The organism is Streptomyces sp. MA5143a (assembly GCF_900290235.1).
GTDB lineage: Bacteria > Actinomycetota > Actinomycetes > Streptomycetales > Streptomycetaceae > Streptomyces.
The window spans coordinates 78,404-102,938 of record NZ_OLMK01000073.1 but is presented as its reverse complement, the minus strand read 5'-3'; the positions used below and the strand labels follow the sequence as shown (position 1 = coordinate 102,938).

Annotated in this window: 26 protein-coding genes; 16 read left to right on the top strand and 10 right to left on the bottom strand. The window is 71.6% G+C overall.

What is annotated here, in order from left to right:
• Positions 1 to 176 precede the first annotated feature (176 nt).
• The gene (locus SMA5143A_RS29560; protein WP_099969695.1) at positions 177 to 386 is read left to right on the top strand and encodes a hypothetical protein; all 210 of its coding nucleotides are present in this window, start codon (positions 177 to 179) and stop codon (positions 384 to 386) included.
• A 41-nt stretch (positions 387 to 427) separates the two neighbouring features.
• On the opposite strand, the gene SMA5143A_RS29555 is transcribed toward SMA5143A_RS29560, so the two are convergent.
• Both SMA5143A_RS29555 and SMA5143A_RS29550 read right to left on the bottom strand, forming a co-directional pair.
• A complete protein-coding gene (locus SMA5143A_RS29555) occupies positions 428 to 1,867 on the bottom strand; it encodes an NAD(P)H-hydrate dehydratase (protein WP_181362063.1) in 1,440 nt (479 codons plus the stop codon).
• A gap of 308 nt (positions 1,868 to 2,175) precedes the next feature.
• Complete coding sequence (locus tag SMA5143A_RS29550) at positions 2,176 to 2,547, bottom strand: holo-ACP synthase (protein ID WP_107465870.1); 372 nt, start codon at positions 2,545 to 2,547, stop codon at positions 2,176 to 2,178.
• A gap of 202 nt (positions 2,548 to 2,749) precedes the next feature.
• Between SMA5143A_RS29550 and SMA5143A_RS43160 the strand changes: the two genes are divergently transcribed.
• Positions 2,750 to 2,902 (top strand): hypothetical protein, encoded by a 153-nt coding sequence (locus tag SMA5143A_RS43160; protein ID WP_181362062.1) that lies wholly within the window; start codon positions 2,750 to 2,752, stop codon positions 2,900 to 2,902.
• Positions 2,903 to 2,922: 20 nt separating this feature from the next.
• Here the strand turns inward: SMA5143A_RS43160 and glmS are convergent, their stop codons facing one another.
• The gene (gene glmS, locus SMA5143A_RS29540) at positions 2,923 to 4,770 is read right to left on the bottom strand and encodes a glutamine--fructose-6-phosphate transaminase (isomerizing) (RefSeq protein WP_107465868.1); all 1,848 of its coding nucleotides are present in this window, start codon (positions 4,768 to 4,770) and stop codon (positions 2,923 to 2,925) included.
• 263 nt (positions 4,771 to 5,033) lie between these two features.
• Here glmS and SMA5143A_RS29535 point away from each other — a divergent pair, with 263 nt between their 5' ends.
• From SMA5143A_RS29535 to SMA5143A_RS29515, 5 genes are all read left to right on the top strand, one after another.
• Positions 5,034 to 5,918, top strand: a complete 885-nt coding sequence (locus SMA5143A_RS29535; RefSeq protein WP_107465867.1) for a L,D-transpeptidase — start codon at positions 5,034 to 5,036, stop codon at positions 5,916 to 5,918.
• Positions 5,919 to 5,976: 58 nt separating this feature from the next.
• Positions 5,977 to 7,143 carry an alanine racemase gene (gene alr, locus SMA5143A_RS29530; protein ID WP_107465866.1) on the top strand — a complete coding sequence of 389 codons (1,167 nt, stop codon included), beginning with the start codon at positions 5,977 to 5,979 and terminating at the stop codon, positions 7,141 to 7,143.
• A gap of 189 nt (positions 7,144 to 7,332) precedes the next feature.
• Positions 7,333 to 8,577 (top strand): alpha/beta fold hydrolase, encoded by a 1,245-nt coding sequence (locus tag SMA5143A_RS29525; protein ID WP_107465865.1) that lies wholly within the window; start codon positions 7,333 to 7,335, stop codon positions 8,575 to 8,577.
• The gene (tsaE, locus tag SMA5143A_RS29520) at positions 8,543 to 9,124 is read left to right on the top strand and encodes a tRNA (adenosine(37)-N6)-threonylcarbamoyltransferase complex ATPase subunit type 1 TsaE (RefSeq protein ID WP_107465864.1); all 582 of its coding nucleotides are present in this window, start codon (positions 8,543 to 8,545) and stop codon (positions 9,122 to 9,124) included. Before SMA5143A_RS29525 ends, tsaE begins: the two co-directional genes overlap by 35 nt.
• 186 nt (positions 9,125 to 9,310) lie before the next feature.
• Positions 9,311 to 9,496 carry a hypothetical protein gene (locus SMA5143A_RS29515; RefSeq protein ID WP_107465863.1) on the top strand — a complete coding sequence of 62 codons (186 nt, stop codon included), beginning with the start codon at positions 9,311 to 9,313 and terminating at the stop codon, positions 9,494 to 9,496.
• Positions 9,497 to 9,612: 116 nt separating this feature from the next.
• Here the strand turns inward: SMA5143A_RS29515 and SMA5143A_RS29510 are convergent, their stop codons facing one another.
• Positions 9,613 to 10,173 carry a L,D-transpeptidase gene (locus SMA5143A_RS29510; protein WP_180303962.1) on the bottom strand — a complete coding sequence of 187 codons (561 nt, stop codon included), beginning with the start codon at positions 10,171 to 10,173 and terminating at the stop codon, positions 9,613 to 9,615.
• Positions 10,174 to 10,297: 124 nt separating this feature from the next.
• On the opposite strand from SMA5143A_RS29510, the gene tsaB reads away from it, so the two are divergent.
• The 4 genes from tsaB to SMA5143A_RS29490 are packed head-to-tail and all read left to right on the top strand — an operon-like array spanning position 10,298 to position 12,792.
• Positions 10,298 to 10,951 carry a tRNA (adenosine(37)-N6)-threonylcarbamoyltransferase complex dimerization subunit type 1 TsaB gene (gene tsaB, locus SMA5143A_RS29505; protein ID WP_107465862.1) on the top strand — a complete coding sequence of 218 codons (654 nt, stop codon included), beginning with the start codon at positions 10,298 to 10,300 and terminating at the stop codon, positions 10,949 to 10,951.
• Positions 10,948 to 11,451, top strand: a complete 504-nt coding sequence (gene rimI, locus SMA5143A_RS29500; RefSeq protein ID WP_099969686.1) for a ribosomal protein S18-alanine N-acetyltransferase — start codon at positions 10,948 to 10,950, stop codon at positions 11,449 to 11,451. Before tsaB ends, rimI begins: the two co-directional genes overlap by 4 nt.
• Positions 11,444 to 12,541, top strand: a complete 1,098-nt coding sequence (gene tsaD / locus SMA5143A_RS29495; RefSeq protein WP_107465861.1) for a tRNA (adenosine(37)-N6)-threonylcarbamoyltransferase complex transferase subunit TsaD — start codon at positions 11,444 to 11,446, stop codon at positions 12,539 to 12,541. The genes rimI and tsaD overlap by 8 nt, the downstream gene beginning before the upstream one ends.
• Positions 12,538 to 12,792, top strand: a complete 255-nt coding sequence (locus SMA5143A_RS29490; protein ID WP_107465860.1) for a hypothetical protein — start codon at positions 12,538 to 12,540, stop codon at positions 12,790 to 12,792. Before tsaD ends, SMA5143A_RS29490 begins: the two co-directional genes overlap by 4 nt.
• 45 nt (positions 12,793 to 12,837) lie before the next feature.
• Here SMA5143A_RS29490 and SMA5143A_RS29485 read toward each other — a convergent pair whose 3' ends face one another.
• Positions 12,838 to 13,674: an alpha/beta hydrolase gene (locus SMA5143A_RS29485; protein WP_375136560.1), complete on the bottom strand. Its 837-nt coding sequence runs from the start codon at positions 13,672 to 13,674 to the stop codon at positions 12,838 to 12,840.
• Between the two features lie 265 nt (positions 13,675 to 13,939).
• On the opposite strand from SMA5143A_RS29485, the gene SMA5143A_RS29480 reads away from it, so the two are divergent.
• Positions 13,940 to 14,200 (top strand): hypothetical protein, encoded by a 261-nt coding sequence (locus tag SMA5143A_RS29480; protein ID WP_258193811.1) that lies wholly within the window; start codon positions 13,940 to 13,942, stop codon positions 14,198 to 14,200.
• Positions 14,201 to 14,210: 10 nt separating this feature from the next.
• On the opposite strand, the gene SMA5143A_RS29475 is transcribed toward SMA5143A_RS29480, so the two are convergent.
• Positions 14,211 to 14,921, bottom strand: a complete 711-nt coding sequence (locus SMA5143A_RS29475) for a PH domain-containing protein (RefSeq protein WP_107465857.1) — start codon at positions 14,919 to 14,921, stop codon at positions 14,211 to 14,213.
• Positions 14,922 to 15,009: 88 nt separating this feature from the next.
• Between SMA5143A_RS29475 and SMA5143A_RS29470 the strand changes: the two genes are divergently transcribed.
• Together SMA5143A_RS29470 and SMA5143A_RS29465 are read left to right on the top strand one after the other, a co-directional pair.
• Positions 15,010 to 15,858, top strand: coding sequence for a helix-turn-helix domain-containing protein (locus SMA5143A_RS29470; RefSeq protein ID WP_107465856.1), 849 nt, complete (start codon positions 15,010 to 15,012; stop codon positions 15,856 to 15,858).
• Positions 15,855 to 16,106 (top strand): DUF397 domain-containing protein, encoded by a 252-nt coding sequence (locus SMA5143A_RS29465; RefSeq protein WP_107465855.1) that lies wholly within the window; start codon positions 15,855 to 15,857, stop codon positions 16,104 to 16,106. Before SMA5143A_RS29470 ends, SMA5143A_RS29465 begins: the two co-directional genes overlap by 4 nt.
• A 5-nt stretch (positions 16,107 to 16,111) precedes the next feature.
• On the opposite strand, the gene SMA5143A_RS29460 is transcribed toward SMA5143A_RS29465, so the two are convergent.
• The 4 genes from SMA5143A_RS29460 to SMA5143A_RS29445 all read right to left on the bottom strand — a co-directional run bounded on the left by SMA5143A_RS29460 (position 16,112) and on the right by SMA5143A_RS29445 (position 21,678).
• Positions 16,112 to 18,433 (bottom strand): glycoside hydrolase family 3 N-terminal domain-containing protein, encoded by a 2,322-nt coding sequence (locus tag SMA5143A_RS29460; protein ID WP_107465854.1) that lies wholly within the window; start codon positions 18,431 to 18,433, stop codon positions 16,112 to 16,114.
• Positions 18,434 to 18,534: 101 nt separating this feature from the next.
• On the bottom strand, positions 18,535 to 19,440 hold the full coding sequence (locus SMA5143A_RS29455) for a carbohydrate ABC transporter permease (protein ID WP_107465853.1): 906 nt from the start codon (positions 19,438 to 19,440) through the stop codon (positions 18,535 to 18,537).
• A 4-nt stretch (positions 19,441 to 19,444) separates the two neighbouring features.
• Positions 19,445 to 20,347: a carbohydrate ABC transporter permease gene (locus SMA5143A_RS29450; RefSeq protein ID WP_107465852.1), complete on the bottom strand. Its 903-nt coding sequence runs from the start codon at positions 20,345 to 20,347 to the stop codon at positions 19,445 to 19,447.
• Positions 20,344 to 21,678, bottom strand: coding sequence for an ABC transporter substrate-binding protein (locus SMA5143A_RS29445; protein ID WP_107465851.1), 1,335 nt, complete (start codon positions 21,676 to 21,678; stop codon positions 20,344 to 20,346). The genes SMA5143A_RS29450 and SMA5143A_RS29445 overlap by 4 nt, the downstream gene beginning before the upstream one ends.
• A 199-nt stretch (positions 21,679 to 21,877) precedes the next feature.
• Here SMA5143A_RS29445 and SMA5143A_RS29440 point away from each other — a divergent pair, with 199 nt between their 5' ends.
• Entirely contained in the window at positions 21,878 to 22,939 is a 1,062-nt protein-coding gene (locus SMA5143A_RS29440) for a LacI family DNA-binding transcriptional regulator (RefSeq protein WP_107465850.1), read from the top strand.
• Positions 22,940 to 23,086: 147 nt separating this feature from the next.
• Positions 23,087 to 24,475, top strand: coding sequence for an endo-1,4-beta-xylanase (locus SMA5143A_RS29435; RefSeq protein ID WP_107465849.1), 1,389 nt, complete (start codon positions 23,087 to 23,089; stop codon positions 24,473 to 24,475).
• Positions 24,476 to 24,535: the final 60 nt, after the last annotated feature.

Sequence of the window (24,535 nt, the reverse complement as noted above, 5' to 3'; positions counted from 1 at the left end):
GGGGTGGCGGGGTGGGGTCCGTCACCCTCGGCCGGGGCAGGGTGGCGGACCGGGTTCGTGTCGGGTCCTCACTGTGGGTGAACTGTGGTGAAGGTATGGACCGCGGGTGTGGGGAGGACTAGCGTCCCCGGCAGCCGGGAGGGAGCCGCCTCCCGACTTACCTGAGGGGCGATCGGGTGGCTTCCGTATGGTCTACGCGCGCTGACCAGGAGTTCGCCGGGCAGGTCTGCAGTGAGCTGGCGGACGATCTGCCGGACGAGGATCTGGGCGAGTGCCTCGACGACGCCATGGACATGTACCGGATGGGCAGCAAGCCGCGGTGCGAGGAGGTCGAGTATCTGGGGATGGTGCGGGACGCCATGGACCGGATCGAGGAGGGGGAGTGACGGCCCCCGCCTCGCCTCTCGCCGTAGGTGGGTGACGACGGTCAGGCCCTGATGTCCCGCCATGCCTGGGGGAGGGCGTCCGCGACGTCCTGGGCGGCCGTGGGGGCGCCGTTCGCGGCGTAGCGGCCCGCCAGGCCGTGGAGGTACGCCGCCGCGCTCGCCGCGTCCAGGGACGCGAGGCCGGCGGCCAGCAGGGAGCCGGTGAGGCCGGACAGGACGTCGCCGCTGCCGGCGGTGGCCAGCCACGGGGTGCCGGTGGGGTTCACCCGGACCGGGGTGGCGTCGTCGGGCCCGGCGATCAAGGTGGTCGAGCCCTTGAGGAGGACCGTGGCGCCGTAGCGGCGGGCCAGCTCCCTTACTGCGGTCAGCCGGGCCGACTCGACGTCCTCGCGGGCGACACCCAGCAGCGCCGCGGCCTCGCCCGCGTGCGGGGTCATGATGGTGGGGGCGGTACGGGCCCGTACGGCGGCCACGTCCGCGAGGCGCAGGCCGTCGGCGTCCAGGAGGACGGGCACGTCGGTGGAGAGCGCCTCGGCGACCGGGGCCGCGTCGTCGCCCGCGCCGGGGCCGGTCACCCACGCCTGGACCCGGCCGGCCTTCTTCGGGCCGCTGTCCGACACCAGGGTCTCCGGGAAACGGGCGAGGACGGCGTCGGCGGCCGGGCCCACGTAGCGGACGGCGCCGGCACCGGAGCGCAGGGCGCCGGCGACCGCGAGGACCGCGGCCCCCGGGTAGCGGGTCGACCCGGCCGCGATGCCCACGACTCCCCGGCGGTACTTGTCGCTCTCCGCGGCCGGGTGGGGGAGGAGGGCGGCCAGGTCGGCGTGCTGGAGGGACTCCAGGTCCGGGGTGGCGGGGAGGGTGCTCGCGAGGCCGATGTCGATCAGGCGTACGGAGCCGGCGTACACGCGGGCCGGGTCGATGAGCAGGCCCGGCTTGTGGGTGCCGAAGGTGACGGTGAGGTCGGCGCGGAGAGCTGTGCCGTGCACCTCGCCCGTGTCCGGTTCGATGCCGCTCGGGAGGTCCACGGCGACGACCGTGGCGCGGGAGGCGGTGACGAGTTCGGCGAGGTGGGCGGCGTCGGGGCGGAGACCGCCCTTGCCGCCGATGCCGACGATGCCGTCCAGGACGAGGTCGGCGCGGGCGATGGCGTCCGCGGCGGCGCCAGGTGTGGTGGTGGTGCCGCCGGCTCGGCGGAGGGCCTTGAGGGCGTCGGGGTGGGTGCGGTCGGGGTTGAGGAGGATGGCGGTCACTCCCGCGCCGCGCCTCGCCAGGCGGGCGCCGGCGTACAGGGTGTCGCCGCCGTTGTCCCCGCTGCCGGTGAGGAGGACGACGCGGCTGCCGTAGACCCGGCCGAGCGCGTCCGCGCAGGCCGCGGCGAGGCCGGCGGCGGCGCGTTGCATCAGGGCGCCGGGGGGGAGTTGGGCCATGAGGGTGCGTTCGGCTGAGCGGACGGTTTCTACGCGGTGGGCTGAGCGCATGGGGTCGAGTGTGCCCTTCTCTTTTGGCCGGGGGAGGTAGGAGGGGGCGAGCCTTGGGGTTGGGTGCGAGGTGTGAGGGGTGGGCGCCTGGCAGCTCGGGGGTGCGCGGTTCGTTGGCGGGTGCAGGTGGGTGGGGGCTGGTCGCGCAGTTCCCCGCGCCCCTGAAGCCGGGGGCTGCGCCCCCGGGCTTTCAGCTGAAGGCCGGGCCGCAGGCCCGAAGCCTTCAGGGGCGCGGGGAACTGCGCGAGAAACCACGAACCACCCGCACCCGCCCAGGAACCGCGCACCCCCGAGCCATTAGGCGCCCCTCAGCCCTCGGCGATCACCACCGCTGAGGCCACGCCCGCGTCATGGCTCAGTGAGATGTGCCAGGACTTGACGCCGAGCTCGGCCGCGCGGGCCGCCACCGTGCCGGACACCCGGAGGCGGGGCTGGCCTGAGGGCTCGACGTAGACCTCCGCGTCGGTCCAGTGGAGGCCCGCCGGCGCGCCGAGGGCCTTGGCGAGGGCCTCCTTCGCGGCGAAGCGGGCCGCGAGGGAGGCGATGCCCCGGCGTTCGCCGCTCGGGAGGAGCAGCTCGTCGGGCACGAAGAGGCGTTCGGCCATGGAGGGGGTCCGTTCCAGGGCCGCGCGGAAACGGTCGATCTCGGCGACGTCGATGCCGACTCCGATGATGGGCATGAGCTGCACCCTACGGCGCGCCGCCCCGGGAGGGCGCACCACACCACACCACACCGGGTCCGCCCCGCCAGGGTGCGGCGCGGGCGGCCAAATCCCGGCGCGCCACGCCCTGTTATCGGCTGGCCCGCCCTCCCCGCGCGTTGAGATCATGCTGCGATTCGGTACCCACGTCTCGGGAGAGGCCCTCGTGAAGAAGAACCGCATGACCGCCGGCTTACCCCTCGTCATCGGCTCCGTGATCGCCGCCGGCAGCATCGCCCAGGAGAACTACGGCGGTGCCGTGTTCGCCGTGGTGGCCTGTGGCGCCATCTCGCTCGTCCTGCGGATCAGGGCGAATCCCGGTCAGGGGCGCTGAGGCGGCAACCCCCGCCCCGGTCACTCCACCGTCACCGACTTCGCCAGGTTGCGTGGCTGGTCCACCTCGTTGCCGCGGGCCGTGGCCAGTTCGCAGGCGAAGACCTGGAGGGGGACCGTGGAGACGAGGGGCTGGAGGAGCGTGGGGGTCGCGGGGATGCGGATGAGGTGGTCGGCGTAGGGGGCGACCGTCTCGTCGCCCTCCTCGGCGATGACGATCGTGCGGGCGCCACGGGCGCGGATCTCCTGGATGTTGGAGACGATCTTGTCGTGGAGGAGGGAGCGGCCCGCGGGGGAGGGGACCACGACGACCACCGGGAGGTCCTCCTCGATCAGGGCGATCGGGCCGTGCTTCAGCTCGCCCGCCGCGAAGCCCTCCGCGTGCATGTAGGCCAGTTCCTTCAGTTTCAGGGCGCCTTCCAGGGCCACCGGGTAGCCCACGTGGCGGCCGAGGAACAGCACCGTGTTCTTCGTGGCGAGGGTGCGTGCCAACTCCCGTACCGGCTCCATCGTTTCGAGGACCCGCTCGACCTCGCGGGAGATCCGGGAGAGGTCGCGGATCACCGCCCGGATCTCGTCGCCCCACTTGGTGCCGCGGATCTGGCCCAGGTACAGGGCGACCAGGTAGCAGGCGACCAGCTGGGTCAGGAACGCCTTCGTGGAGGCGACGGCGACCTCCGGGCCCGCGTGGGTGTAGAGGACGGCGTCCGACTCGCGGGGGATCGTCGAGCCGTTGGTGTTGCAGATGGCGAGGACCCGGGCGCCCTGTTCGCGCGCGTGGCGCACGGCCATCAGCGTGTCCATGGTCTCGCCGGACTGGGAGATCGCGACGACGAGCGTGCGGTGGTCGAGGATGGGGTCCCGGTAGCGGAACTCGCTGGCCAGCTCCACCTCGCAGGGCACCCGCGTCCAGTGCTCGATGGCGTACTTGGCGATGAGGCCGGCGTGGAAGGCCGTACCGCACGCGACGATGATCACCTTGTCCAGTTCGCGCAGTTCCTGGTCGGAGATGCGGACCTCGTCCAGTGTCAGTGAGCCCGCCGTGTCGATACGGCCCAGCAGGGTGTCCGCGACCGCCTTCGGCTGCTCGGCGATCTCCTTGAGCATGAAGTAGTCGTAGCCGCCCTTCTCGGCGGCCGACGCGTCCCAGTCGACGTGGTACGAACGGACCTCGGCGGGGCGGCCGTCGAACGTCGTCACCGTCACGCCGTCGCGGCGCAGCTCCACCACCTGGTCCTGGCCCAGCTCGATCGCCGAGCGGGTGTGGTCGATGAAGGCGGCGACGTCCGACGCGAGGAACGCCTCGCCCTCGCCCACCCCGACCACCAGAGGGGAGTTGCGGCGGGCGCCCACGACCACGTCGGGCGCGTCCGCGTGCACCGCGACCAGGGTGAACGCGCCCTCCAGACGGCGGCAGACCAGCCTCATCGACTCGGCGAGGTCGTCGCACGACGAGTACTCCTCGGCGAGGAGATGGGCGACGACCTCCGTGTCCGTCTCGGAGACCAGTTCGTGGCCGCGCTCGGTCAGTTCGACGCGCAGGGCCGCGAAGTTCTCGATGATGCCGTTGTGGACGACGGCGACCCGGCCCGCGTTGTCCAGGTGCGGGTGGGCGTTGACGTCGGTGGGGCCGCCGTGGGTGGCCCAGCGGGTGTGGCCGATGCCCGTGGAGCCGCTGGGCAGCGGACGGCCGACCAGCTCCTTCTCCAGGTTCACCAGCTTGCCGGCCTTCTTGGCGGCGGCCAGGCCCCCGTCGGCCGGCACCGCCACGCCCGCCGAGTCGTACCCCCGGTACTCCAGCCGCTTCAGCCCGGCGAGGACCACGTCGAGCGCGGACTGCGATCCGACGTATCCCACGATTCCGCACATATCAACCCCTGTGTCCGATGGTGTCCGGTGATGTCGTCACTGGTGGTGCTGTCGTCTTCCGGTGATGCCGTCGAACGCGACATGCTGTGCGCCCTCTGTGACTGTACGTGACGACCGGGTCCTGGGTGAGCCCTCATATCGGGTGACCTGGCGCGCGCGGCGCACTCCCGCACAGGTGGGCGGCACGTATGGCTGATCACATGACGAGCAGACAAATTACCCCCCGCGATATCGCGCGACGCCCCGACAACCGTGGCCGGCGCATGACCTTTCGGCGCGTCGCCGTGCTCCTCGCCCTGGTGAGCGTCCTGCCCCTGGACAGCGCCCTGGCCGAGGCGCCGCCCCCCGCCCCCGCCGACGAGCAACTCGTCCCCGGCGTGCCGCCCGGCCCCCATCAGCCCTGGCACCTCGACACGCCCGACCAGGTGCTGCCGCCCCGGGTGTACCGGCCGACCGCCCTGGAGGAGGCGGTGGAGCCGAGGAACGCGGCGGCCGGGACGTACGACCTCATCGAGTACGTGCCGCTCCGCGAGGCCCAGGCGGTCGCCGACGCGAAGGTCACCTGTACGACGGCGACGGGGCCGTACCAGAAGCAGGTCGAGCGGTGGCTCAAGCGGAAGAACGCGGACGCGAAGCAGTCGCGGGCGGACTGCCTCGCCATCCGCGCGTTCCAGATCAAGGAGGGCATCAAGCCGGCGATCGGTTTCGCCGGGCCGGTGACCTGGGCGCGGATGCAGTTCCTCTCGGCCCGCAAGAACCCCAACGCGGCCGGGAAGTGCCCGGTCCGCACGTACCGGGTGGCGTGCGTGGACCTGACGCGGCAGCTGACCTGGGTGCAGAAGGGCAAGAAGGTGGTGTTCGGGCCCGCGCCGATCCGCAGCGGACGGCGGCAGTACCCGACCCGGGCGGGCTGGCACACGGTGTACTGGAAGCACAAGAACCACTGGTCGACGCTGTATCACCAGCCGATGCCGTACGCGCAGTTCTTCAGCGGCGGGCAGGCGTTCCACGCCGTGTACGGGTCCATCTACACGGAGATCGGGTCCATGGGGTGTGTGAACCTGCGGCTGGCGGACGCGCGGACCCTGTGGGGGGTGCTGAAGACCAAGGACCGGGTGTTCGTGTGGGGGCAACGGGCAGGCACGTGAGCCCCCGCGCAAGGGGCGCCGGAGGGGTGTCCCCGGGCTCTGAGACACTGGGGCTGACATGAGTGAGACAGCGCCTTCGCGGACCGCGCCCCTGCGGGCCCGCGCCGAGATCGATCTGGATGCCCTGCGGGCCAACGTGCGGACCTTGCGCGCGCTGGCGCCGGGTGCCGCCCTGATGGCCGTCGTCAAGTCCGACGCGTACGGCCACGGGGCGGTGCGGTGTGCGCGGGCCGCGGTCGAGGAGGGGGCCGCCTGGCTGGGTACGGCCACGCCCGAGGAGGCGCTGGCGCTCCGCGCGGCGGGGCTGCCGGGGCGCATCATGTGCTGGCTCTGGGCGCCGGGCGGACCGTGGCGGGAGGCGATCGAGGCCGACCTCGACGTGTCGGTCAGCGGGCTGTGGGCGCTGCGGGAGGTCACCGACGCCGCCCGCGCGGCGGGTGCGCGCGCGCGTGTGCAGCTCAAGGCCGACACGGGGCTCGGGCGCAACGGCTGCCAGCCGGAGGACTGGGCGGAGCTGGTCACCGAGGCGCTGGCCGCCGAGGCCGAGGGGCTCGTCACCGTCACCGGGATCTGGTCGCACCTCGCGTGCGCCGACGAGCCGGGGCACCCGTCCATCACCGCGCAGCTCGGCCTCTTCCGCGAGATGGTGGCGCACGCGGAGGGCCGGGGCGTGCGGCCCGAGGTGCGGCACATCGCCAACTCGCCCGCCACGCTCACCCTTCCGGAGAGTCACTTCGACCTCGTCCGGGCGGGCATCGCCCTCTACGGCATCTCGCCCAGCCCGGAGCTGGGCAGTTCGGCCGACCTCGGGCTGCGCCCCGTGATGCGGCTCAGCGCCTCGCTCGCCCTGGTCAAGCATGTGCCCGGCGGGCACGGCGTCAGCTACGGGCACCACTACGTCACCCCGGGCGCCACGACCCTCGGCCTCGTCCCCGTCGGCTACGCGGACGGCATCCCCCGGCACGCCTCCGGCACCGGGCCCGTGCTCGTCGGCGGAAAGTGGCGGACGGTCGCGGGCCGGGTCGCGATGGACCAGTTCGTCGTCGACCTCGGCGGGGACGAACCCGCCGTCGGCGACGAGGTGGTGCTGTTCGGCGCCGGTGACGACGGCGAACCGACCGCCGAGGACTGGGCGAAGGCGGCCGGAACCATCGGGTACGAGATCGTGACCCGCATCGGAACCCGTGTACCGCGCGTCTACGTCAACACGGGTGAGCAGGCGTGAGGAATCCCGTACCCACGAACGGGTGAGCGTGTGAGCTGCCCCGCAGTTCTGAACGCGCCCGCGTCGACGCGAGTACAACACGAGTAAGCGCGAGTACACCACGAGTAAGTGAAAGACGAACGAGACGGGAAACTCCGTACAGGTGTGCGGAGCGGCTAGGGCCCGAGGGCCGGCGAAGAGGAGCGGGATGTGAGCGAGAGCAGCGCGGAGGCCGTGGAGGCCGTCGCGAGCGCGGCCGCCACAGCCGCGTCCGCCGCCGCCGGCGGGACCTGGCGCAGGGCCGGTGTCGCGGGGGCGGCGATAGGTGTGGTCGCCGCGGGCGCGGCCGCCGGTGTCGCCATAGAGCGGCTCACCGTCGGCCGCGGCATGCGCAGGAAGGCCCGGCTCGCGCTCGACTCCACGGGCCCCTACGGGACGCTGCGCGGCACCCCCGGCAAGGCGTACGCGGACGACGGCACCGAGCTGTACTACGAGGTCGACGACATCGAGCCCGAGGCCGGCCTCGCGCCCCGCAGACGCCGCCTCTTCGGCCGCAAGTCCCCCGCCCCCGTCACCGTCGTCTTCAGCCACGGCTACTGCCTCAACCAGGACTCCTGGCACTTCCAGCGGGCCGCGCTGCGCGGTGTCGTACGGACCGTGCACTGGGACCAGCGCAGCCACGGCCGCTCCGGACGGGGCCAGGCCGTCGACGGGGCGCCGGTCACCATCGACCAGCTCGGGCGCGACCTCAAGGCCGTGATCGACGCGGCCGTGCCCGAGGGGCCCATCGTGCTCGTCGGGCACTCCATGGGCGGGATGACCGTCATGGCCCTCGCCGCCCACTACCCCGATCTGATCCGTGAGCGGGTCGTCGCCGTCGCCCTGGTCGGTACGTCCTCGGGGCGGCTCGGCGAGGTCAACTTCGGGCTGCCCGTCGCGGGCGTCAACGTGGTGCGGCGGGTACTGCCGGGGGTGCTCAGGGCGCTCGGGCAGCAGGCCGCGCTGGTGGAACGGGGGCGGCGGGCGACCGCCGATCTGTTCGCCGGGATCATCAAGCGGTACTCGTTCGCGTCGCGGGACGTCGACCCGGCGGTCGAGCGGTTCGCCGAGCGGATGATCGAGGGCACGCCCATCGACGTCGTCGCCGAGTTCTACCCGGCGTTCACCGAGCACGACAAGACGGAGGCGCTCGCGGAGTTCGCCGAGCTGCCGGTGCTGGTGCTGGCCGGGGTCCAGGACCTGGTCACGCCGAGCGAGCACAGCGAGGCGATCGCCGATCTGCTGCCGGACGCGGAGCTGGTGCTCGTACCGGACGCCGGGCACCTGGTGATGCTGGAGCACCCCGAGGTGGTCACCGACCGGCTCGCCGACCTGCTGACCCGGGCGGGTGCCGTGCCGACGGGGGCTACCGTAAGTGGTTATGGAAGCGCCAGCAGCACGGTACGTCCCGGGTGAGCCCGGGGTCGTCCCCTCTTCGCCCTCTTCAACCTCTTCACCCTCGTCGCCTTCGTCGTCCGTGACGTCCTTCGAGGGCGTCGTGCAGTCTCCCGAGCAGATGCTGGAGTTGGGCCGTCGGCTGGCCAAACTGCTGCGTCCGGGTGATCTCGTCATGCTCAACGGGGAGCTGGGCGCGGGGAAGACGACCCTGACCCGGGGGCTCGGGGAAGGGCTCGGGGTGCGCGGAGCCGTCACCTCGCCGACGTTCGTCATCGCGCGCGTGCATCCCTCGCTGGGGGAGGGGCCGCCGCTCGTCCACGTCGACGCGTATCGCCTGGGCGGCGGGCTGGACGAGATGGAGGACCTCGACCTCGACGTCTCGCTGCCGGATTCGGTGATCGTCGTGGAGTGGGGCGAGGGGAAGGTCGAGGAGCTGACCGACGACCGGCTCCATGTCGTCATCCACCGGGCGGTCGGTGACACCACCGACGAGGTGCGGCAGGTGACCGTCACCGGGCTGGGGGAACGGTGGGCGTCCGTCGAGCTGGGGGTGCTGTCCGCCTGAGCTGGGCGGCGCCTGGTGGTGCTGCGCCTGAGTGAGGTGGCTCCGTCGTGCGGCGGTCGCCTCTTGTGTCGGTTCCGACAAGGTGTCGGCAAAATGTTGCTTTGGCGCTTCCGGCGTGGTCACATGGTAACCAGTCCTTGGTTAGGTCTACCTAACTTGGTTCGCCGGTGGCACCAGGAGGCGTCCATGCAGGGTTCGGAGCGGCGGGACGGGCGGCCGATCGGGGTGGCGTCCGGGGTCGCCGGGGTGTCGATGCGGGACCTGTTGGCGAGCTGTGCGGCGGCGAAGGTGGTCTCCACACCGCCGGGGGCTCCGCCGGTTCGGGTGGAGGAGCGGCGGGGCGTGAAGGGGCGGCATCCCCGGGCTGCGTAGAGGTTGCGCTCTCGGAGGGGTGTCTGCGGTCGTGGCGCGGCTGCGGGTGGGTGGGGGCCGGTCGCGCAGTTCCCCGCGCCCCTTTTGTGTGCTCCCCTTGCTTCGACCGGCACCCCTTACTTGACCACGACCACCTTCGTGCCGATGCCTGCGAACTGCCACATCGCCTTGCCGTCCTTGCGGGACTCCCGGATGCCGCCCGTCTTGACGGCGGGGTCGGGCTGGGGGGTGGAGCCGTCCACCGCCGCGCTGAAGCCGATCACCACGCCGTCGATCGAGGCGAAGCGGACCACGTGCTCGATGGGGGTGCCGTCGGAGCCGGTGACGGCGGCGGAGCGGGACGTGACCGTGTAGGTGGCGGGGGTGGGGTCCACCGCGCTGGGCGTGACCTCGAAGGTGCGGGTGACCTTCTCGTTCGCGCCGACCAGCCAGACGCGGTCCTCGTCCAGGGAGTAGACGACACGCTCGCCGGTGCCCGAACCCTTGGGCAGGAGCAGGTCGTCGTCCTTCTCCTTGCCGGCGGGTGCCTTGGACTTCTTGGCCGCCGGTGTCTCCGAGGGGGACGGCTTGCCGAGGTCGTCCGGCACGCTGGCCGATGCCTGGTAGGTGAGGAAACCGACTGCGGCGATCGCCGCCGCCGTGAGCCCGGCCACGAATCCCGAGCTGCTGCTGGCCACCTTCTGCGCCCACCTCTCGTACGCACGTACGCCCTTGATGTACGTCTGTGCTGTGACGGTAGCAGCAGAGGGACGGTGCACCGGGTCGGCCGTGGCCCGGGCCGAAGCGCCGTAGGCTGTTTGCGTGCTCTTGCTCGCTCTGGATACCGCCACCCCCGCCGTCACCGTCGCGCTGCACGACGGGACGGATGTCGTCGCCGCGTCGAGCCAGGTGGACGCCCGTCGCCATGGGGAACTGCTGCTGCCCGCCGTCGACCGGGTCCTCGCCGAGGCGGGCGCCCGCCTCGACGCCGTCACCGCGATCGTCGTGGGCACCGGGCCCGGCCCGTACACCGGGCTCCGCGTCGGCCTGATGACCGCCGACACCTTCGGCCTCGCCCTCGGGGTCCCCGTCCACGGCCTGTGCACCCTCGACGCGCTCGCGTACGCGGCCGACATCGAGGGGCCGTTCGTGGCGGCCACCGACGCACGGCGCAAGGAGGTGTACTGGGCGCGGTACGAGGACGCGCGCACCCGGGTGACGGACCCGGCCGTCGACCGGCCCGCCGAGATCGCCGAGGCCGTGGCCGGACTCCCGGCCGTGGGCGCGGGGGCGCTGCTCTACCCCGACACCTTCCCCGACGCCCGCGCCCCCGAGCATGTCTCGGCGGCGGCCCTCGCCGCCCTCGCGGCGGAGCGGCTCGCCAAGGGTGAGGAGCTGGAGGCGCCGCGGCCGCTGTATCTGCGCCGGCCGGACGCCCAGGTGCCCAAGAACTACAAGGTGGTCACCCCCAAGTGACGACCGCGGTGCTGCGCGAGATGCGCTGGTGGGACATCGAGCCCGTACTGGAGCTGGAGAAGGACCTCTTCCCCGAGGACGCCTGGTCCCGCGGCATGTTCTGGTCGGACCTGGCCCACGCGCGCGGGCCCGAGGCGACCCGCCGGTACTTCGTGGCCGAGTCCCCCGAGGACGGGCGGATCGTCGGGTACGGGGGCCTCGCGGCCGCCGGTGACGTCGCCGACGTCCAGACCATCGCCGTCGCCCGCGACCACTGGGGCACCGGCCTCGGCGCGCTGCTCCTGACCGAGCTGCTGCGGGCCGCGACCACGTTCGAGTGCGCCCAGGTGATGCTCGAATGCCGGGTCGACAACGTCCGTGCCCAGAAGCTGTACGAGCGCTTCGGCTTCGAGGCGATCGGCTTCCGCCGCGGCTACTACCAGCCGGGGAACGTCGACGCCCTCGTCATGCGCCTCAACGACCCCTCCACATCCGTACAAGGAACCGAGATCAATGGCTGACGAACCCCTGGTCCTGGGGATCGAGACCTCCTGCGACGAGACCGGCGTGGGCATCGTCCGCGGCCACACCCTCCTCGCGGACGCGATCGCGTCGAGTGTCGACGAGCACGCCCGTTTCGGCGGCGTGGTGCCCGAGGTGGCCTCCCGCGCCCACCTGGAGGCGATGGTCCCGACCATCGACCGCGCGCTGAAGGAGGCGGGCGTCAGCGCGAAGGACCTCGACGGCATCGCCGTCACCGCCGGTCCCGGACTCGCGGGCGCGCTGCTCGTCGGCGTCTCGGCGGCGAAGGCGTACGCGTACGCGCTCGGCAAACCGCTGTACGGCGTCAACCACCTGGCGTCCCACATCTGTGTGGACCAGCTGGAGCACGGGGCGCTGCCCGAGCCGACGATGGCGCTGCTCGTCAGCGGCGGCCACTCATCGCTGCTGCTGTCGACGGACATCACGGCGGACGTACGGCCGATGGGCTCGACCATCGACGACGCGGCCGGCGAGGCCTTTGACAAGATCGCCCGCGTGCTGAACCTCGGGTTCCCCGGCGGCCCGGTCATCGACCGCTACGCCAAGGAGGGCGACCCGCGGGCGATCGCCTTCCCGCGTGGGCTCACCGGGCCCCGCGACCCCATCTACGACTTCTCCTTCTCCGGCCTGAAGACCGCCGTGGCCCGATGGATCGAGGCCAAGCGCGCGGCCGGCGAGGAGGTGCCGGTGCGGGACGTGGCGGCCTCCTTCCAGGAGGCGGTGGTGGACGTCCTCACCCGCAAGGCCGTACGGGCCTGCAAGGACGAGGGGGTCGACCATCTGATGATCGGTGGGGGCGTCGCCGCCAACTCCCGGCTGCGGGCGCTCGCCTTGGAGCGCTGCGAGGCGGCCGGTATCCGGCTGCGGGTGCCGCGCCCCAAGCTGTGCACGGACAACGGCGCGATGGTGGCCGCGCTCGGCGCGGAGATGGTCGCGCGGAACCGCGCCGCCTCCGACTGGGACCTGTCCGCCGACTCCTCCCTCCCCGTCACGGACCCGCACGTGCCGGGCGCCTCGCACACGCACGACCACGTCCACGAGGTCAGCAAGGAGAACCTGTACTCGTGACCGTCGCCCTGATGTGGGAGGCGCGGGCGGTCCCCGGCCGGGGCGAGGACCTGCTCGCCTGGGCCCGGGACCAGCGGCTCCCGGTACGGCCGCTGCGGCGCGAGACGTTCCGGGCACCGCAGGACCGGGTGCTCGTCATCACCTGGTGGGACGCGGAGTTCGACGCCGAGCTGCCGGAACTGCCGGAGCCCGACGCCGGGTTGGCCGGCCGGGCGGTCCACCGCTGGCGGTTCGAGTCGCTGGGTGAGTGACGTGGCCGAGTGACGCGACTCGGTCCGGCGGCTTGATCAACAGGGTCAGGCGGTGAGGGCCGTGCGCAGGGTGGTGGCCATCAGCTCGATGGCCTCCTTCGCGGCGTCCACCGGGCCGGTGTGCGTGAAGTAGTGGTCGACGCCCTCGAAGCAACGGTGGGTGACCGGAACGCCCGCCGCCTCCAGGGCCTTGGCGTAGGCGTCGCCCTCGTCGCGCAGCCGGTCGTGCTCCGCCGTGATGACCAGCGCGGGCGGCAGTCCGGCCAGGTCGTCGGCCAGTGCGGGCGACACCAGCGGATGCGTCAGGTCGGCGGGGTCCGGTACGTAGGCGGCGGTGAAGATCCGCATGAGCCCCGGCGCGAGCAGGGGCTTGGCGATGGGGGACCGCTTGGCGGCCGGGTCCTCCAGCTGGTCGAGCGGCGCCGAGTCGATGATCTGGAGCCGGGGTGTGAAGGTGCCGCGGTCGCGGGCCGTGCGGCAGACCGCGGCGGTCAGGTTGGCCCCGGCGCTGTGCCCGCCCACGGCGATGCGCGAGCCGTCCCAGTTGTGGGCGGAGCCGTTTTCGGCCACCCAGGCGGTGACGTCGTACGCCTGGACGACGGGCGCGGGGTAAGGCTGCTGCGGGGCGACACCGTAGTCCACGTTGATCACCACGCAGCCGGCCGTGGCGGCTATGTAGCGGCACAGGTGGTCGTCCTGCTCGGGGCGGGCGACCACGAAACCGCCGCCGTGGAAGTTCACGTACACCGGGGCGGGGTCGGGGGTCGTGGCGGGCGGGCGGTAGACGGTGCAGGTCACCGTCCCGGCGCCGGTCTCCACCTGGAGGGTTTCCGTGCGCTTCGGGATGTCGGCGAAGCGCAGGTCCTCGTGCACCCGGCTCATCATCCGGCCGAAGAGCACCTGGACGCCTCTGGCCTGCATCTGTGACTTGAGTGGCACGGCGAGCCCCATCGCTGCAAAGTTAAACCATCAGGAATCCTGATGATGGGGTCTCGTCGGGTGCGCACGCAAGAGGGGAACGCGAGCCGATTGCGGCGACGGTGCGCGCCGCAGGCAACCTTCCTCGCCGGGCGGCGTCCTTCCCAGTGGCACGCTCAGAAGATCCCCCGAGCGTGCGGCCACCCCGATCGTCAAGGACGGTGCCGTGATGCTCGATCCCTCCCGCTGCCTGGACGTCCCGAAAGGCTTCGACGACTCGGATGAGGACAGCCAGGTACACCCGATCGCCAGGAAGTTCTTCGTCGGGACGAGCGCCGCGCAGGTCTTCTCCCGGGCACAGACCTGGGTCGGCGAGCACGACGTCCGCGTCCTGGACGTCTCGTGGGACCACCTCTACGGCGAGGACGAGCCGCTGTGCCTGAGCGTGTACTTCGTGTTCGAGCTGCCCGAGGAGGAGGGCGAGGACTGAGAGGCCGGTGTCATGAGGCGCGGGCGGCCCGTGCCTCGCCGACGCGGTCCAGCACGAGGAAGGCGACCGGGAGGCAGAGCAGCGGAACGCACAGGACCAGCAGAAACGTGTTTGACGGCCGGTCGGTGAAGAGGAGCCAGCCGTCGAGCACGAACATGGCGACCGCGACGACGGCGCCGACGATGGCCGCCCGCTGCCACGCTTTGCGTCGCCGCGCCTCACGCTCGATGCGCTTCTCCACCTCGGGTCGGCGCTCCGGTGACGTGAGCCCGAGGCGTAGGGCGGTGGCGTACAGGTCCGCGATCTCACCGATCGGGTCGGGCAGGTGGTACTCGTCGACCTGGGGGAGGCGGGTCCGGCGCCCGTCGACGGCGTACAGGTACCCCGACCACCGTGGGAAGCCGTGCCTGTTGTCCTCGACGCGGAGGCCGTACACGTCGGACCAGGGCCAGGTACGGGTGCGCAGTGCTCCGCGTACGGTGACGCCGTCGGCGGTGACGCACGTGCGAGCCCGCCACTCCTCCAGCACGCCTCGGGCGACGACGACCATCCAGGCTGCCAGGGAGAGCCCGTTCCAGACCGACGCGCCGGACTCCGTCATCGCGTACCCCGAGTTGGCCCCGACCAGAACGCCGGCGGCCATCAGCAGGAGGGTCGGGGGCGGCAAGCGCCGGGTCCTGCGGTACTCCCGCGCTATGCCGCCGCTGTCCTGCTCGCTCATCGCCGCTCCGTTCACGTATCCGCGTACTGGAAGGAGAGTACGTGGCGTTCGATGGACAGTACGGTGATCGTCCGGTCACTCTGGGTTGATGGTGCACGGTGTTGAGTGGGCGTCACAGGGGCCGGGTGGTGAGCCCGAGTCGTCGGACAGCATGAAGGCGTTCGGTGCGGTGGTGCAGGCGCTGCGGGAGCACGCCGGGTTGAGCCGGGAGGAGTTCGGGGCGCGCGTCCATCTGTCCAAGCACTCGGTGGCGTCGATCGAGTTGGGGCGCCGGCTCGCGGACCAGCGGTTCGTGGAGCTGGCGGAGGGGGCGACGGGCACGACGGGGGCGGTTCGGGGTGCGTTCCGGCACATGGCCCGGCAGCCGGGTTTGGCGGCCTGGTTCAGGATGTGGGCGCGGCTTGAGCGGGAGGCGGCGGCCCTGGACACGTATGAGTGCAGGCTGGTGCCGGGGTTGTTGCAGCCGGAGTCATACGTGCGGGCGGTCTTCGAGAACGCTGTCCCGCCGATCAGCGATGACGAGCTGGACGTGCAGGTGGCTGTGCGAATGGAACGCCAGCGGCTGTTGAGGGAACGGCCCAATGCATCGTTCAGCTTCATCATCGAGGAGAGTGTGTTGCTACGGGAATTGGGCGGCCCGGACGTGACCCGCAGCCTGCTGGACTACATGTTGCAGTGCGCGGCCTTGCGTAACGCGAGCCTGCAGATCATGCCGTTGAAGCGCACGCACCACGCCAGCCTGTCAGGGCCGCTCCAGCTTGTTGAGACGCCCGACGGGCGGCGGTTCGCCTACGCCGAAGGCCATATGAACGGCCACCTGATCGCTGACCCGAAAGACGTGGCTGTCCTGCACCAGCGTTATGCGAAACTGCGATCGCAGGCTCTTACCCCGGAAGACTCCGTGAGCTTGCTGGAGCGACTGCGAGGAGCCTTATGAGTACCGCCCAACTCGCTTGGTTCAAGTCCAGCTACAGCACGGATCAAGGAGACAGCTGCGTCGAAGTTGCCCTGGAATGGCGCAAGTCCACCTACAGCGGCACCGCAGGCGACAACTGCATAGAGGTCGCCGCCACCCCCGCCACCATCCACGTCCGTGACTCCAAGGACACCACCCTCACCCCCCTCGGCCTCCACCCCTCCGCCTGGGCCGCCTTCGTTCCGTTCGCGGCGGCCCAGGCGGGCTGAGCGCGTCAGTGGGCCTCCCGGACCTCCGTCTCGCAGTGCAGGCGGCGGTCCGGGCCCACCTCGCGTACCGGGCCCGTCAGCGCGACGCGCACCCCGTGGCGTACGTCCGTGCTGGACGCGGCCAGGCGCAGTTCCAGCTCGCCCGGCTCCACCACGCGGCGCCCCGCGCGGTCGGCGAAGCACGACACGTCGGCGTGGAAGCGGAACCGCACCCTGCGGGCCTCGCCGGGGGCCAACTCGACCCGCTGGTAGGCGATCAGGCGGATGTCGGGGCGGGTCACCGTGGCCACCGGGTCGTGGAGGTAGAGCTGCACGACCTCCGCGCCCGCGCGGTCCCCGGTGTTGCGGATGGTCACCGCGACGTCGTACTCGCCGTCCGTGCCGATCTCCGGGACCCCGTCGCCGTCACCCCCGCCCTCGAAGTCGGTCCACTCGAACGACGTGTACGAGAGGCCGTGCCCGAACGGGTACAGCGGGGTCGGGTCGATGTTGCTCGCGCCGCCGAACAGGCCCATCGGCGGCTGGAGGTACGTCCACGGCTGGCCGCCGGGGCGGTTCGGGACGCTGACCGGGAGGCGGCCGGAGGGGGAGATGCGGCCCGACAGCACTCCCGCCACCGACGGGCCGCCCTCCTCCCCGGGGAAAAAGGCCTGGACGGACGCCGCGAGCCCGCCGTGCCAGCGGCCCAGCGCGTAGGGGCGGCCGGTGAGCAGGACCAGCACGACCGGTGTGCCCGTGGCGACCAGCGCGTCCAGCAGCTTCGCCTGGACGCCGGGCAGCCGGAGGTCCTCCGCGTCGCAGCCCTCACCGGAGGTGCCTCGGCCGAACAGTCCCGCGCGGTCGCCGAGGACCGCCACGCAGATGTCGGCCTCGGACGCGCGGGCGACCGCCTCCGGGAACCCTTCCGTGTCGTCGCCGTCGACCGCGCTGCCGGCGGCGTACGTGATCTTCGCGTCGGGGAGTTCCGTGCGCAGGGACTCCAGGACGGTCGGGATCTCGATGCCGAGGGCGGTGTCGGGGTGGGCGGGCAGGACGTGGGAGGGGAAGGAGTAGCAGCCCAGCATGGCCAGCGGGTCGTCGGCGCGGGGGCCGACGACGGCGATCCTGAGGTCGGGGGCGAGCGGCAGTACGGCGTCGGGGTTGTCCAGCAGCACCACCGACTCCTCGGCCAGGCGGCGGGCCAGGTCGCGGTTGCGGGGCGGGTCCAGGTCGACCGACGCGGTGGCGGGCTCGGGGCTCCAGTCCTCGTCCAGGAGGCCCAGTTCGCACTTCTGGAGCAGGACCCGGCGGGCGGCCACGTCCACCAGGGACTCGGGGATCTCGCCCGCCTTCACGGCCTCGACCAGGGGTTCGCCGTAGCAGCGCAGGCTCGGCAGTTCCACGTCGATCCCGGCGGCCAGCGCGGCGTGCGCGGCCTCCGCGCGGCTGCTCGCCACCCGGTGGTTGGTCTCCAGGAAGCCGATGCCGAAGTAGTCGGAGACGACCGTGCCGGTGAAGCCCCAGTCGCCGCGCAGGAGTTCCGTGAGCAGGGCCCGGTCGGCCGACACGGGGATGCCGTCGGTCTCCGTGTACGCCGCCATCACCGAGCGGGCGCCGCCCTCCCGCAGCGCCATCTCGAACGGCGGCAGGACCACGTCCGCGAACTCGCGCACGCCCGCGCGTACGGGCGCGTGGTTGCGGGCGCCCACGGACGCCGCGTACCCCGCGAAGTGCTTCAGCGTGGCCACGATCCCGACGGACTCCAGGCCCCGGACGTATGCGGCGCCGATCGTGCCCACCAGGTACGGGTCCTCGCCCACGGTCTCCTCGACCCGCCCCCAGCGCGGGTCGCGGACGACGTCGAGAACGGGGGACAGACCCTGGTGGACGCCGACCGACGCCATGTCCCGGCCGATGCTCCGGGCCATCTCCTCGACCAGGGACGGGTCGAAGGTCGCGCCCCAGGCGAGGGGTACCGGGTACGCCGTCGCCCGCCAGCTCGTGAAGCCGGCCAGGCACTCCTCGTGGGCGACGGCCGGGATGCCGAAGCGGCTCGACGCCATGATGCGGCGCTGGAAGCGGGCCAGGACCCGCGCGCCCTCCTCGGGGTCGAGGGGCGCCGTGCCGAAGACACGGGTGAGCTGGCCGAGACCCCGGGTGATCAGCTCGTCGAAGTCGAACGCCTCCGTCATGCCCGCCTCGTCGGGGGCGATGTCCTCGCCGTTGGCGTCGTTCTTCACCCACACGCCGTACAACTGCGCGGTCTTCTCTTCGAGGGTCATCCGGGACAGCAGGTCCTCGACCCGCTCGGCGGCGGGCAGGGCGCGGTCACGCCAAGGGGTGGTCATGAAACTCCTGTCGGTGGTGGTGAGTTTCAGGGGTGCGGAAAGGGTTCGCGGGAGCGGGAGCGCTCACGGATGCGGAAGGGGCTCGGGGCCGGTGGGCGCGCTCACTTGCCGCCCACGCCCATCAGCCCGCCGATCAGGGCCCGTCGCGCCACCAGGTAGACGGCGAAGATCGGGATGCCGGAGAGGACGACCGAGGCGAGCACGGCGGGGATGTTGACGCCGAACTGGCTGACGAAGTTGAAGAGGCCGAGGGTGAGGACCCGCGGCCCGTCGGACTGGGTGAAGATCAGCGGGAACAGGAAGCCGTTCCACGCCTGGAGCGCCGAGTAGATCACCACGGTGCTGATGCCGCCCTTGGCCAGCGGGATCGTCAGCTGGAAGAGCATCCGTGCGGGTGAGGCGCCGTCCAGGGCCATCGCCTCGTACAGGTCCTCCGAGACGTCCCGCAGGCTGCCGACCAGCACCAGCACGGACACCGGCATCGCGAAGGCCGCCGTCGGCAGGATGACCGCGAGGAGCGTGTCGTACAGGTCGAGCTTCGCGATCAGCAGGTACAGCGGGACGACGACCGCCTGGGCGGGGATCGCCACGCCGAGGAGGAACAGCCGGAACGCGGCGTTCGACCAGCGGTTCCGGGTGCGGACGGCCACGTACGCGAGCGGGACGGACAGGGCGAGGACGATGCCGACGACCGCCACGGCGACGATCGCCGTGTTGGTCAGCAGATGGCCGAAGCCGCTGCTCAGGACGGTGTTGTAGTTGTCGAGCGTCGGGTCCGTGGGCGGCTTGAGCGGATTGCCCGTCAGGGCCTTGTCCGCGCTCGTGAGGGAGGCCGACAGCATCGCGTAGATCGGGATCAGGACGATGACCAGCCAGACGAACGCGCCGAGGCCCGCGACGGGGTTGGCCCGCCGCGTCCAGTGGCGCCGTCGCCGGGCGGCGGTCGGTGGTTCTCCCCCGTCCGGCCGCCGGGTCTTCGCGGGGCGCGCCAACGTGTCGTGTGACATGCCGTCACATCCCTTCGCGGGTGCTGCGCATGGAGCCGAACCCGGTCAGCCGCACGAGGACGAGCGAGAGGCCCGTCGCGGCGATGACCAGGGTCGTCGCGATGGCGCTCGCGTAGCCGAAGTCGTACTGCTTGAAGCCCGCCTCGTACATCAGGTACGGCAGGACCGCGGTGTCCGTGCCCGGGCCGCCCTTGGTGAGGATCAGGACCGTCTCGAAGTACGTCAGCGAGCCGACGACGATCAGGACCGTGGACGTGGTGATCGTGTGCCGCAGCTGCGGGAGCGTGATCGAGAAGAACTGGCGGTAGCGGCCGGCGCCGTCGATCGCGGCGGCCTGGTAGAGGACCTCGGGGATCTGGCGGGCCCCGCCCTGGTAGATCAGCGTGTGGAACGGCATGAACTGCCAGCCGCCGACGAAGACGATCGCGAGGAACGCGCCGCTCTGCGAGCCCAGGGTGTCCGCCTGGATGATGCCGAAGTTCGGGTCGAGCAGCGCGTAGAACAGGATCGCGATGGCCGTGGACGACAGCAGGAACGGCACGAAGAAGATCGCGGACAGCACCGCCCGGTTGCGCTGGCGGCCCGCCGCCCACACGCCGAGCAGCAGGGCCACGACCGTCTGGAACGCCCAGCTGGCCACGGTCAGCACCACCGTCAGCGTCAGCGACTGGGTGAGGCGGGGGTCGTCGAGCAGCTTCTTCCAGTTGTCGAGGCCCACCGGCCGGGGGTCGCCCAGGCCGTCCCAGCTGGTGAAGGACAGATAGAGCGCGAGGCCCATCGGCACGACGGCGAAGAAGGTGAAGAAGAGCACGGCGGGCAGGGCCCAGACGGCGTGCGGGCGGCCCACCCGCGACGCCTTCCGGGACCCCTGCTCGACCGTGGAGGTCTTCTGGACCGTCGAGGTCACTTCAGCCCCTTGCAGGCGGTCACGAACTCGCTCGGCGACGACTTCCCCGCGAACAGCTTGCCTATCTCCGTGTGCATCTTGGTGCCGAGCGCGTCGCCGAGCGCCTGGTCCCAGGAGAGCGTGAACGCGGGCGCCTTCTCCACCAGGTCGTACTGGAACGTGGCGTACTCGGGGTTCGGCGCGGACGCCAGGAGCTTCTTCGCGTTCGAGGTGGTCGGGACGTCACCGTTGGCGACCAGGTCCTTGGCGTACGCCTCCGACGCGCACTCCTTCAGGAAGCCGATCGCCACGTCCTTGTTCTTCGTACGGGAGTTGACCGACCAGTAGTTGGTGGGGTTGCCGACGACGTTGCGGACGTCGCCCGTGCCGCCCTCGACGGTCGGGAACGCGGCCCAGCCCAGGTTGCTCTTGGCGAAGTCCGGGAACTTGCCGAGCTGCGTGGAGTACTCCCAGGAACCCATCAGGTGCATGGCCGCCTTGCCCTTGGCGAAGACCGCCGGGGCGCCGCCGTTGACGTACGACACCGAGGTGAACTTGGAGCCGAAGGCCCCGTCGTCCACCAGCTGCTTGACCAGTTCGGCGGCCTTGAGGACCGCCGGGTCGCCCCAGCCCTCGGAGTCGCCGTCCTGGATGCGCTTGAAGACCTCGGGGCCGCCGAGACGGTCGACGAGGTACTCCAGCCACATCAGGTTGGGCCAGAGGTCGGAGCCGCCGAGCGCGAACGGGGTGATCTTCGCCTTCTTCAGCTTGGCGTTGATGTCGAGGAGCTGGTCCCAGGTGGTGGGCGGCTGGAGCTTGTGCTCGGCGAAGACGGACTTGTTGTAGAAGAGGATCACCGGCTGCATGCCGCGCATCGGGATGCCGTAGTGGCGGCCCTTGAGGTCGCCTGCGGACAGCACGGACGGCAGGAAGCCGCTCTTGAGGACGGGGTCGTCCGCGATGACGTCGGTGAGGTCGACGAGCTTGCCGGCCTCCTCGTACGTCCTGATGGAGCCGCCGCCCCAGTTGAAGAACACGTCGGGGGCGCTCGGGGAGCCCATGGCCGTGCGGAGCTTGGGGGAGTAGTCGGAGCCGGGGACCTTCTGGAGCTTGATCGTGCCGCCGGCCTTCTTGGCGGCGGCCGACTTGTTGTAGCGGTCGACGGCGGCCTGCTGGACCTTCACCGCGTCGTCGCCGTAGACGAACGCGGTGACCGTCTTGCCGTCGCCGGCCCCGGAGCTGCCGGAGCCGCAGGCCGTGAGGCCCGCGCCGAGTCCCGCGGTGGCCAGGGAGGCGGTACCGGCGCCGAGGAACCAGCGCCTGCTGACGTTCCGCCCTCTGTTCGACTCCATGTGACAGCACCTCTCACGAACGTTTCGGATGTATCGGCCGTGCGGTTGTGCGGGTGGTACGGCGGTGCGGGGCGCGCGTCCGCAGGGTCCTGCGGCCACGCGGTGGTGCGAATGTTTCGCGTGTCTCTTCGAATGTTCCGGGAACGTATGGCCGTCGAAAGGGTTCGTCAAGAGGTCGCGCAGGGATACGATCCGGCTCATGAACTCCGCGAAGCCAGAGGAAACCCAGACAAGAGCGCGCGTGTCGCAGTCCACGCAGACCGCGACGCTCGCCGAGATCGCCCGTCAGGCCGGCGTCTCCGCTCCGACTGTTTCGAAGGTGCTCAACGGCCGTGCGGACGTCGCCCCCGCCACCCGCACCCGGGTCGAGGAGCTCCTGCGCGAGTACGGCTACCGGCGCCGGCGCGCCGAGGCGACCCGGTCCCCGCTCATCGACCTCGTCTTCCACGAGCTGGAGAGCGCCTGGGCCATGGAGGTCATCCGGGGCGTCGAGAACGTCGCCCGCGAGGAGGGCCTGAGCGTCGTGCTCTCCGAGAGCGCGGGCCGGCTCACCCCCGGCCGGACCTGGGCCGACCAGGTCGCCGCCCGCCGCCCGCACGGCGTGGTCCTCGTCCTGTCCGGGCTCGACGAGTCCCAGCGCGCCCTGCTGACCAGCCGCTCCATCCCGTTCGTGGTGATGGACCCGGCGGGCGACCCCGGCGCCGACGTGCCGTCGATCGGCGCCACCAACTGGCAGGGCGGCCTTGCCGCCACCCGGCACCTCGTCGAGCTGGGCCACCGCCGCATCGGCGCGATCACCGGGCCCTCCCGGATGATGTGCAGCCGGGCCCGTGTGGACGGCTACCGGGCCGCGCTGGAGACCGCCGAGCTGCCCGTCGACCCGGGGCTGATCAGGGCCGGGGACTTCCACCACGAGACGGGCTACCGGCTGGGCCTGGAGCTGCTGCGCCGCCCCGACCGGCCCACCGCCGTCTTCGCCGGGAACGACCTCCAGGCGCTCGGCCTGTACGAGGCCGCCCGTGAGCTGGGGCTGCGCATCCCGGAGGACCTGAGCGTGGTCGGGTTCGACGACCTGCCGGTGGCCCGCTGGGTGGGGCCGCCGCTGACGACCGTACGGCAGCCGCTGATGGAGATGGCCGAGGCCGCGGCCCGGCTGGTGCTGGACCTCGGGCGACAGGACGGCGCCTCGTCCGCGACCAGGGTGGAGCTGGCCACGAGCCTGGTCGTCCGCAGCAGCACGGGGGTGCCGCCGGAGGCGTAGGGCGGCACCGGGTCGCCCCGTGGTGCCGTAGAGGCGGGTGTGCCCTGTGTTCCGTGTGGTCCGTGTGTATTGACGTGGGTTCCGGGCGCCCCCACACTGCTCCGCAGTCAATCGGATGCACAACCGAAACTTTCGGAGGCACCCGCAATGAGAACCTCCCGAACCTCCCCCGGAAACCGGCGCCCGTCTTTAGGGGCCCGCCTCGCCGCCCTGGTCACCGGCGTGTCCGCGGTCACCGCCCTGCTCGTCGCCGCCCCCGCCGCCCACGCCGCCGACACCCCGCTGCGCGACCTCGCCGCCGCCAAGGGCAAGGCGATCGGCACCGCCGTGACCGGCTCCAAGCTCACCGGCACCTACGGTGACCTCGCCGGCCGGGAGTTCAATTGGCTCACCCCCGGCAACGCCATGAAGTGGGGCTCCGTCGAGCCCAGCCGCGGCAACTTCAACTGGACCGAGGCCGACCAGATCGTCGACTTCGCCGAGGCCCACGACCAGGACGTACGCGGCCACACCCTCGTCTGGCACAGCCAGAACCCGAACTGGCTGGACAACGGCACCTGGACGCCCGCCCAGCTCCGCCAGCTGATGACCGACCACATCGCGCTCGAAGTGGGCCGCTACAAGGGCCGCCTCGCCGCCTGGGACGTGGTGAACGAGCCGTTCAACGAGGACGGCACCTTCCGCCCGACCCTCTGGTACAACGGCCTCGGCGCCGACTACATCGCCCAGGCCCTGACCGCCGCCCGCGCCGCCGACCCGGCCGCGAAGCTCTACATCAACGACTACAACGTCGAGGGCGTCAACGCGAAGTCCACGGCCCTGTACAACCTGGTCAAGGACCTCAAGGCGCGCGGTGTCCCGATCGACGGGGTCGGTCTCCAGGCCCATCTGATCCTCGGTCAGGTCCCCTCGACCTTCCAGCAGAACATCCAGCGCTTCGCCGACCTGGGCCTGGACGTCGCCATCACGGAACTCGACATCCGGATGCAGACGCCCGCCACCGACGCCAAGCTGGCGCAGCAACGCACCGAGTACGAGGCCGTGTTCAAGGCGTGCGTGGCCGTGTCCCGGTGCACCGGAGTGACCGTCTGGGGCTTCACCGACTCCGACTCCTGGATCCCCGACGTCTTCCCCGGCGAGGGCGCGGCCACCCCGTACGACGAGAACTACCGGCCGAAACCCGCCTACTACGGCATCGTCTCCGCGCTCGGCGGCACGGTCACCGAGCCCCCGCCGCCGACCGGCTGCTCGGCCGCGTACAGCGTCCAGAGCCAGTGGAACACCGGCTTCACGGGTTATGTGACGATCAGTTGCGCCGCCGGGTCCTCGCTCTCCTCCTGGCGGGCGAACTGGACGTTCGGGGCGGGCCAGCGCATCACTACGGTGTGGAACGCGGTCTGCACCCAGACCGGGGCGACGGTCAGTTGCTCGAACGCGGCGTGGAACGGGAGCGTGCCGAGCGGCGGTTCGGTGATGTTCGGCTTCAACGCGTCCTGGAGCGGCAGCAATCCGGTCCCGACGGTGACGCTGGGCTGAGCGGTCACACGAGCATCGCTTTGAAAAGTATGAGAATTTCCGAAGGAACGGGCGCAGGAG

Coding starts and splice junctions, on each gene's coding strand:
- SMA5143A_RS29440 (WP_107465850.1), top strand. CDS start 21,878: ATGAACTCCGCGAAGCCAGAGGAAACCCAGACAAGAGCGCGCGTGTCG.
- alr (WP_107465866.1), top strand. CDS start 5,977: ATGAGTGAGACAGCGCCTTCGCGGACCGCGCCCCTGCGGGCCCGCGCC.
- tsaE (WP_107465864.1), top strand. CDS start 8,543: ATGGAAGCGCCAGCAGCACGGTACGTCCCGGGTGAGCCCGGGGTCGTC.
- SMA5143A_RS29465 (WP_107465855.1), top strand. CDS start 15,855: ATGAGTACCGCCCAACTCGCTTGGTTCAAGTCCAGCTACAGCACGGAT.
- SMA5143A_RS29475 (WP_107465857.1), bottom strand. CDS start 14,921: ATGAGCGAGCAGGACAGCGGCGGCATAGCGCGGGAGTACCGCAGGACC.
- SMA5143A_RS29535 (WP_107465867.1), top strand. CDS start 5,034: ATGACCTTTCGGCGCGTCGCCGTGCTCCTCGCCCTGGTGAGCGTCCTG.
- SMA5143A_RS29515 (WP_107465863.1), top strand. CDS start 9,311: ATGCAGGGTTCGGAGCGGCGGGACGGGCGGCCGATCGGGGTGGCGTCC.
- SMA5143A_RS29435 (WP_107465849.1), top strand. CDS start 23,087: ATGAGAACCTCCCGAACCTCCCCCGGAAACCGGCGCCCGTCTTTAGGG.
- SMA5143A_RS29485 (WP_375136560.1), bottom strand. CDS start 13,674: ATGAGCCGGGTGCACGAGGACCTGCGCTTCGCCGACATCCCGAAGCGC.
- SMA5143A_RS29460 (WP_107465854.1), bottom strand. CDS start 18,433: ATGACCACCCCTTGGCGTGACCGCGCCCTGCCCGCCGCCGAGCGGGTC.
- SMA5143A_RS29555 (WP_181362063.1), bottom strand. CDS start 1,867: ATGCGCTCAGCCCACCGCGTAGAAACCGTCCGCTCAGCCGAACGCACC.
- SMA5143A_RS43160 (WP_181362062.1), top strand. CDS start 2,750: ATGACCGCCGGCTTACCCCTCGTCATCGGCTCCGTGATCGCCGCCGGC.
- tsaD (WP_107465861.1), top strand. CDS start 11,444: ATGGCTGACGAACCCCTGGTCCTGGGGATCGAGACCTCCTGCGACGAG.
- SMA5143A_RS29480 (WP_258193811.1), top strand. CDS start 13,940: ATGCTCGATCCCTCCCGCTGCCTGGACGTCCCGAAAGGCTTCGACGAC.
- glmS (WP_107465868.1), bottom strand. CDS start 4,770: ATGTGCGGAATCGTGGGATACGTCGGATCGCAGTCCGCGCTCGACGTG.
- SMA5143A_RS29550 (WP_107465870.1), bottom strand. CDS start 2,547: ATGCCCATCATCGGAGTCGGCATCGACGTCGCCGAGATCGACCGTTTC.
- SMA5143A_RS29445 (WP_107465851.1), bottom strand. CDS start 21,678: ATGGAGTCGAACAGAGGGCGGAACGTCAGCAGGCGCTGGTTCCTCGGC.
- SMA5143A_RS29470 (WP_107465856.1), top strand. CDS start 15,010: ATGGTGCACGGTGTTGAGTGGGCGTCACAGGGGCCGGGTGGTGAGCCC.
- SMA5143A_RS29455 (WP_107465853.1), bottom strand. CDS start 19,440: ATGTCACACGACACGTTGGCGCGCCCCGCGAAGACCCGGCGGCCGGAC.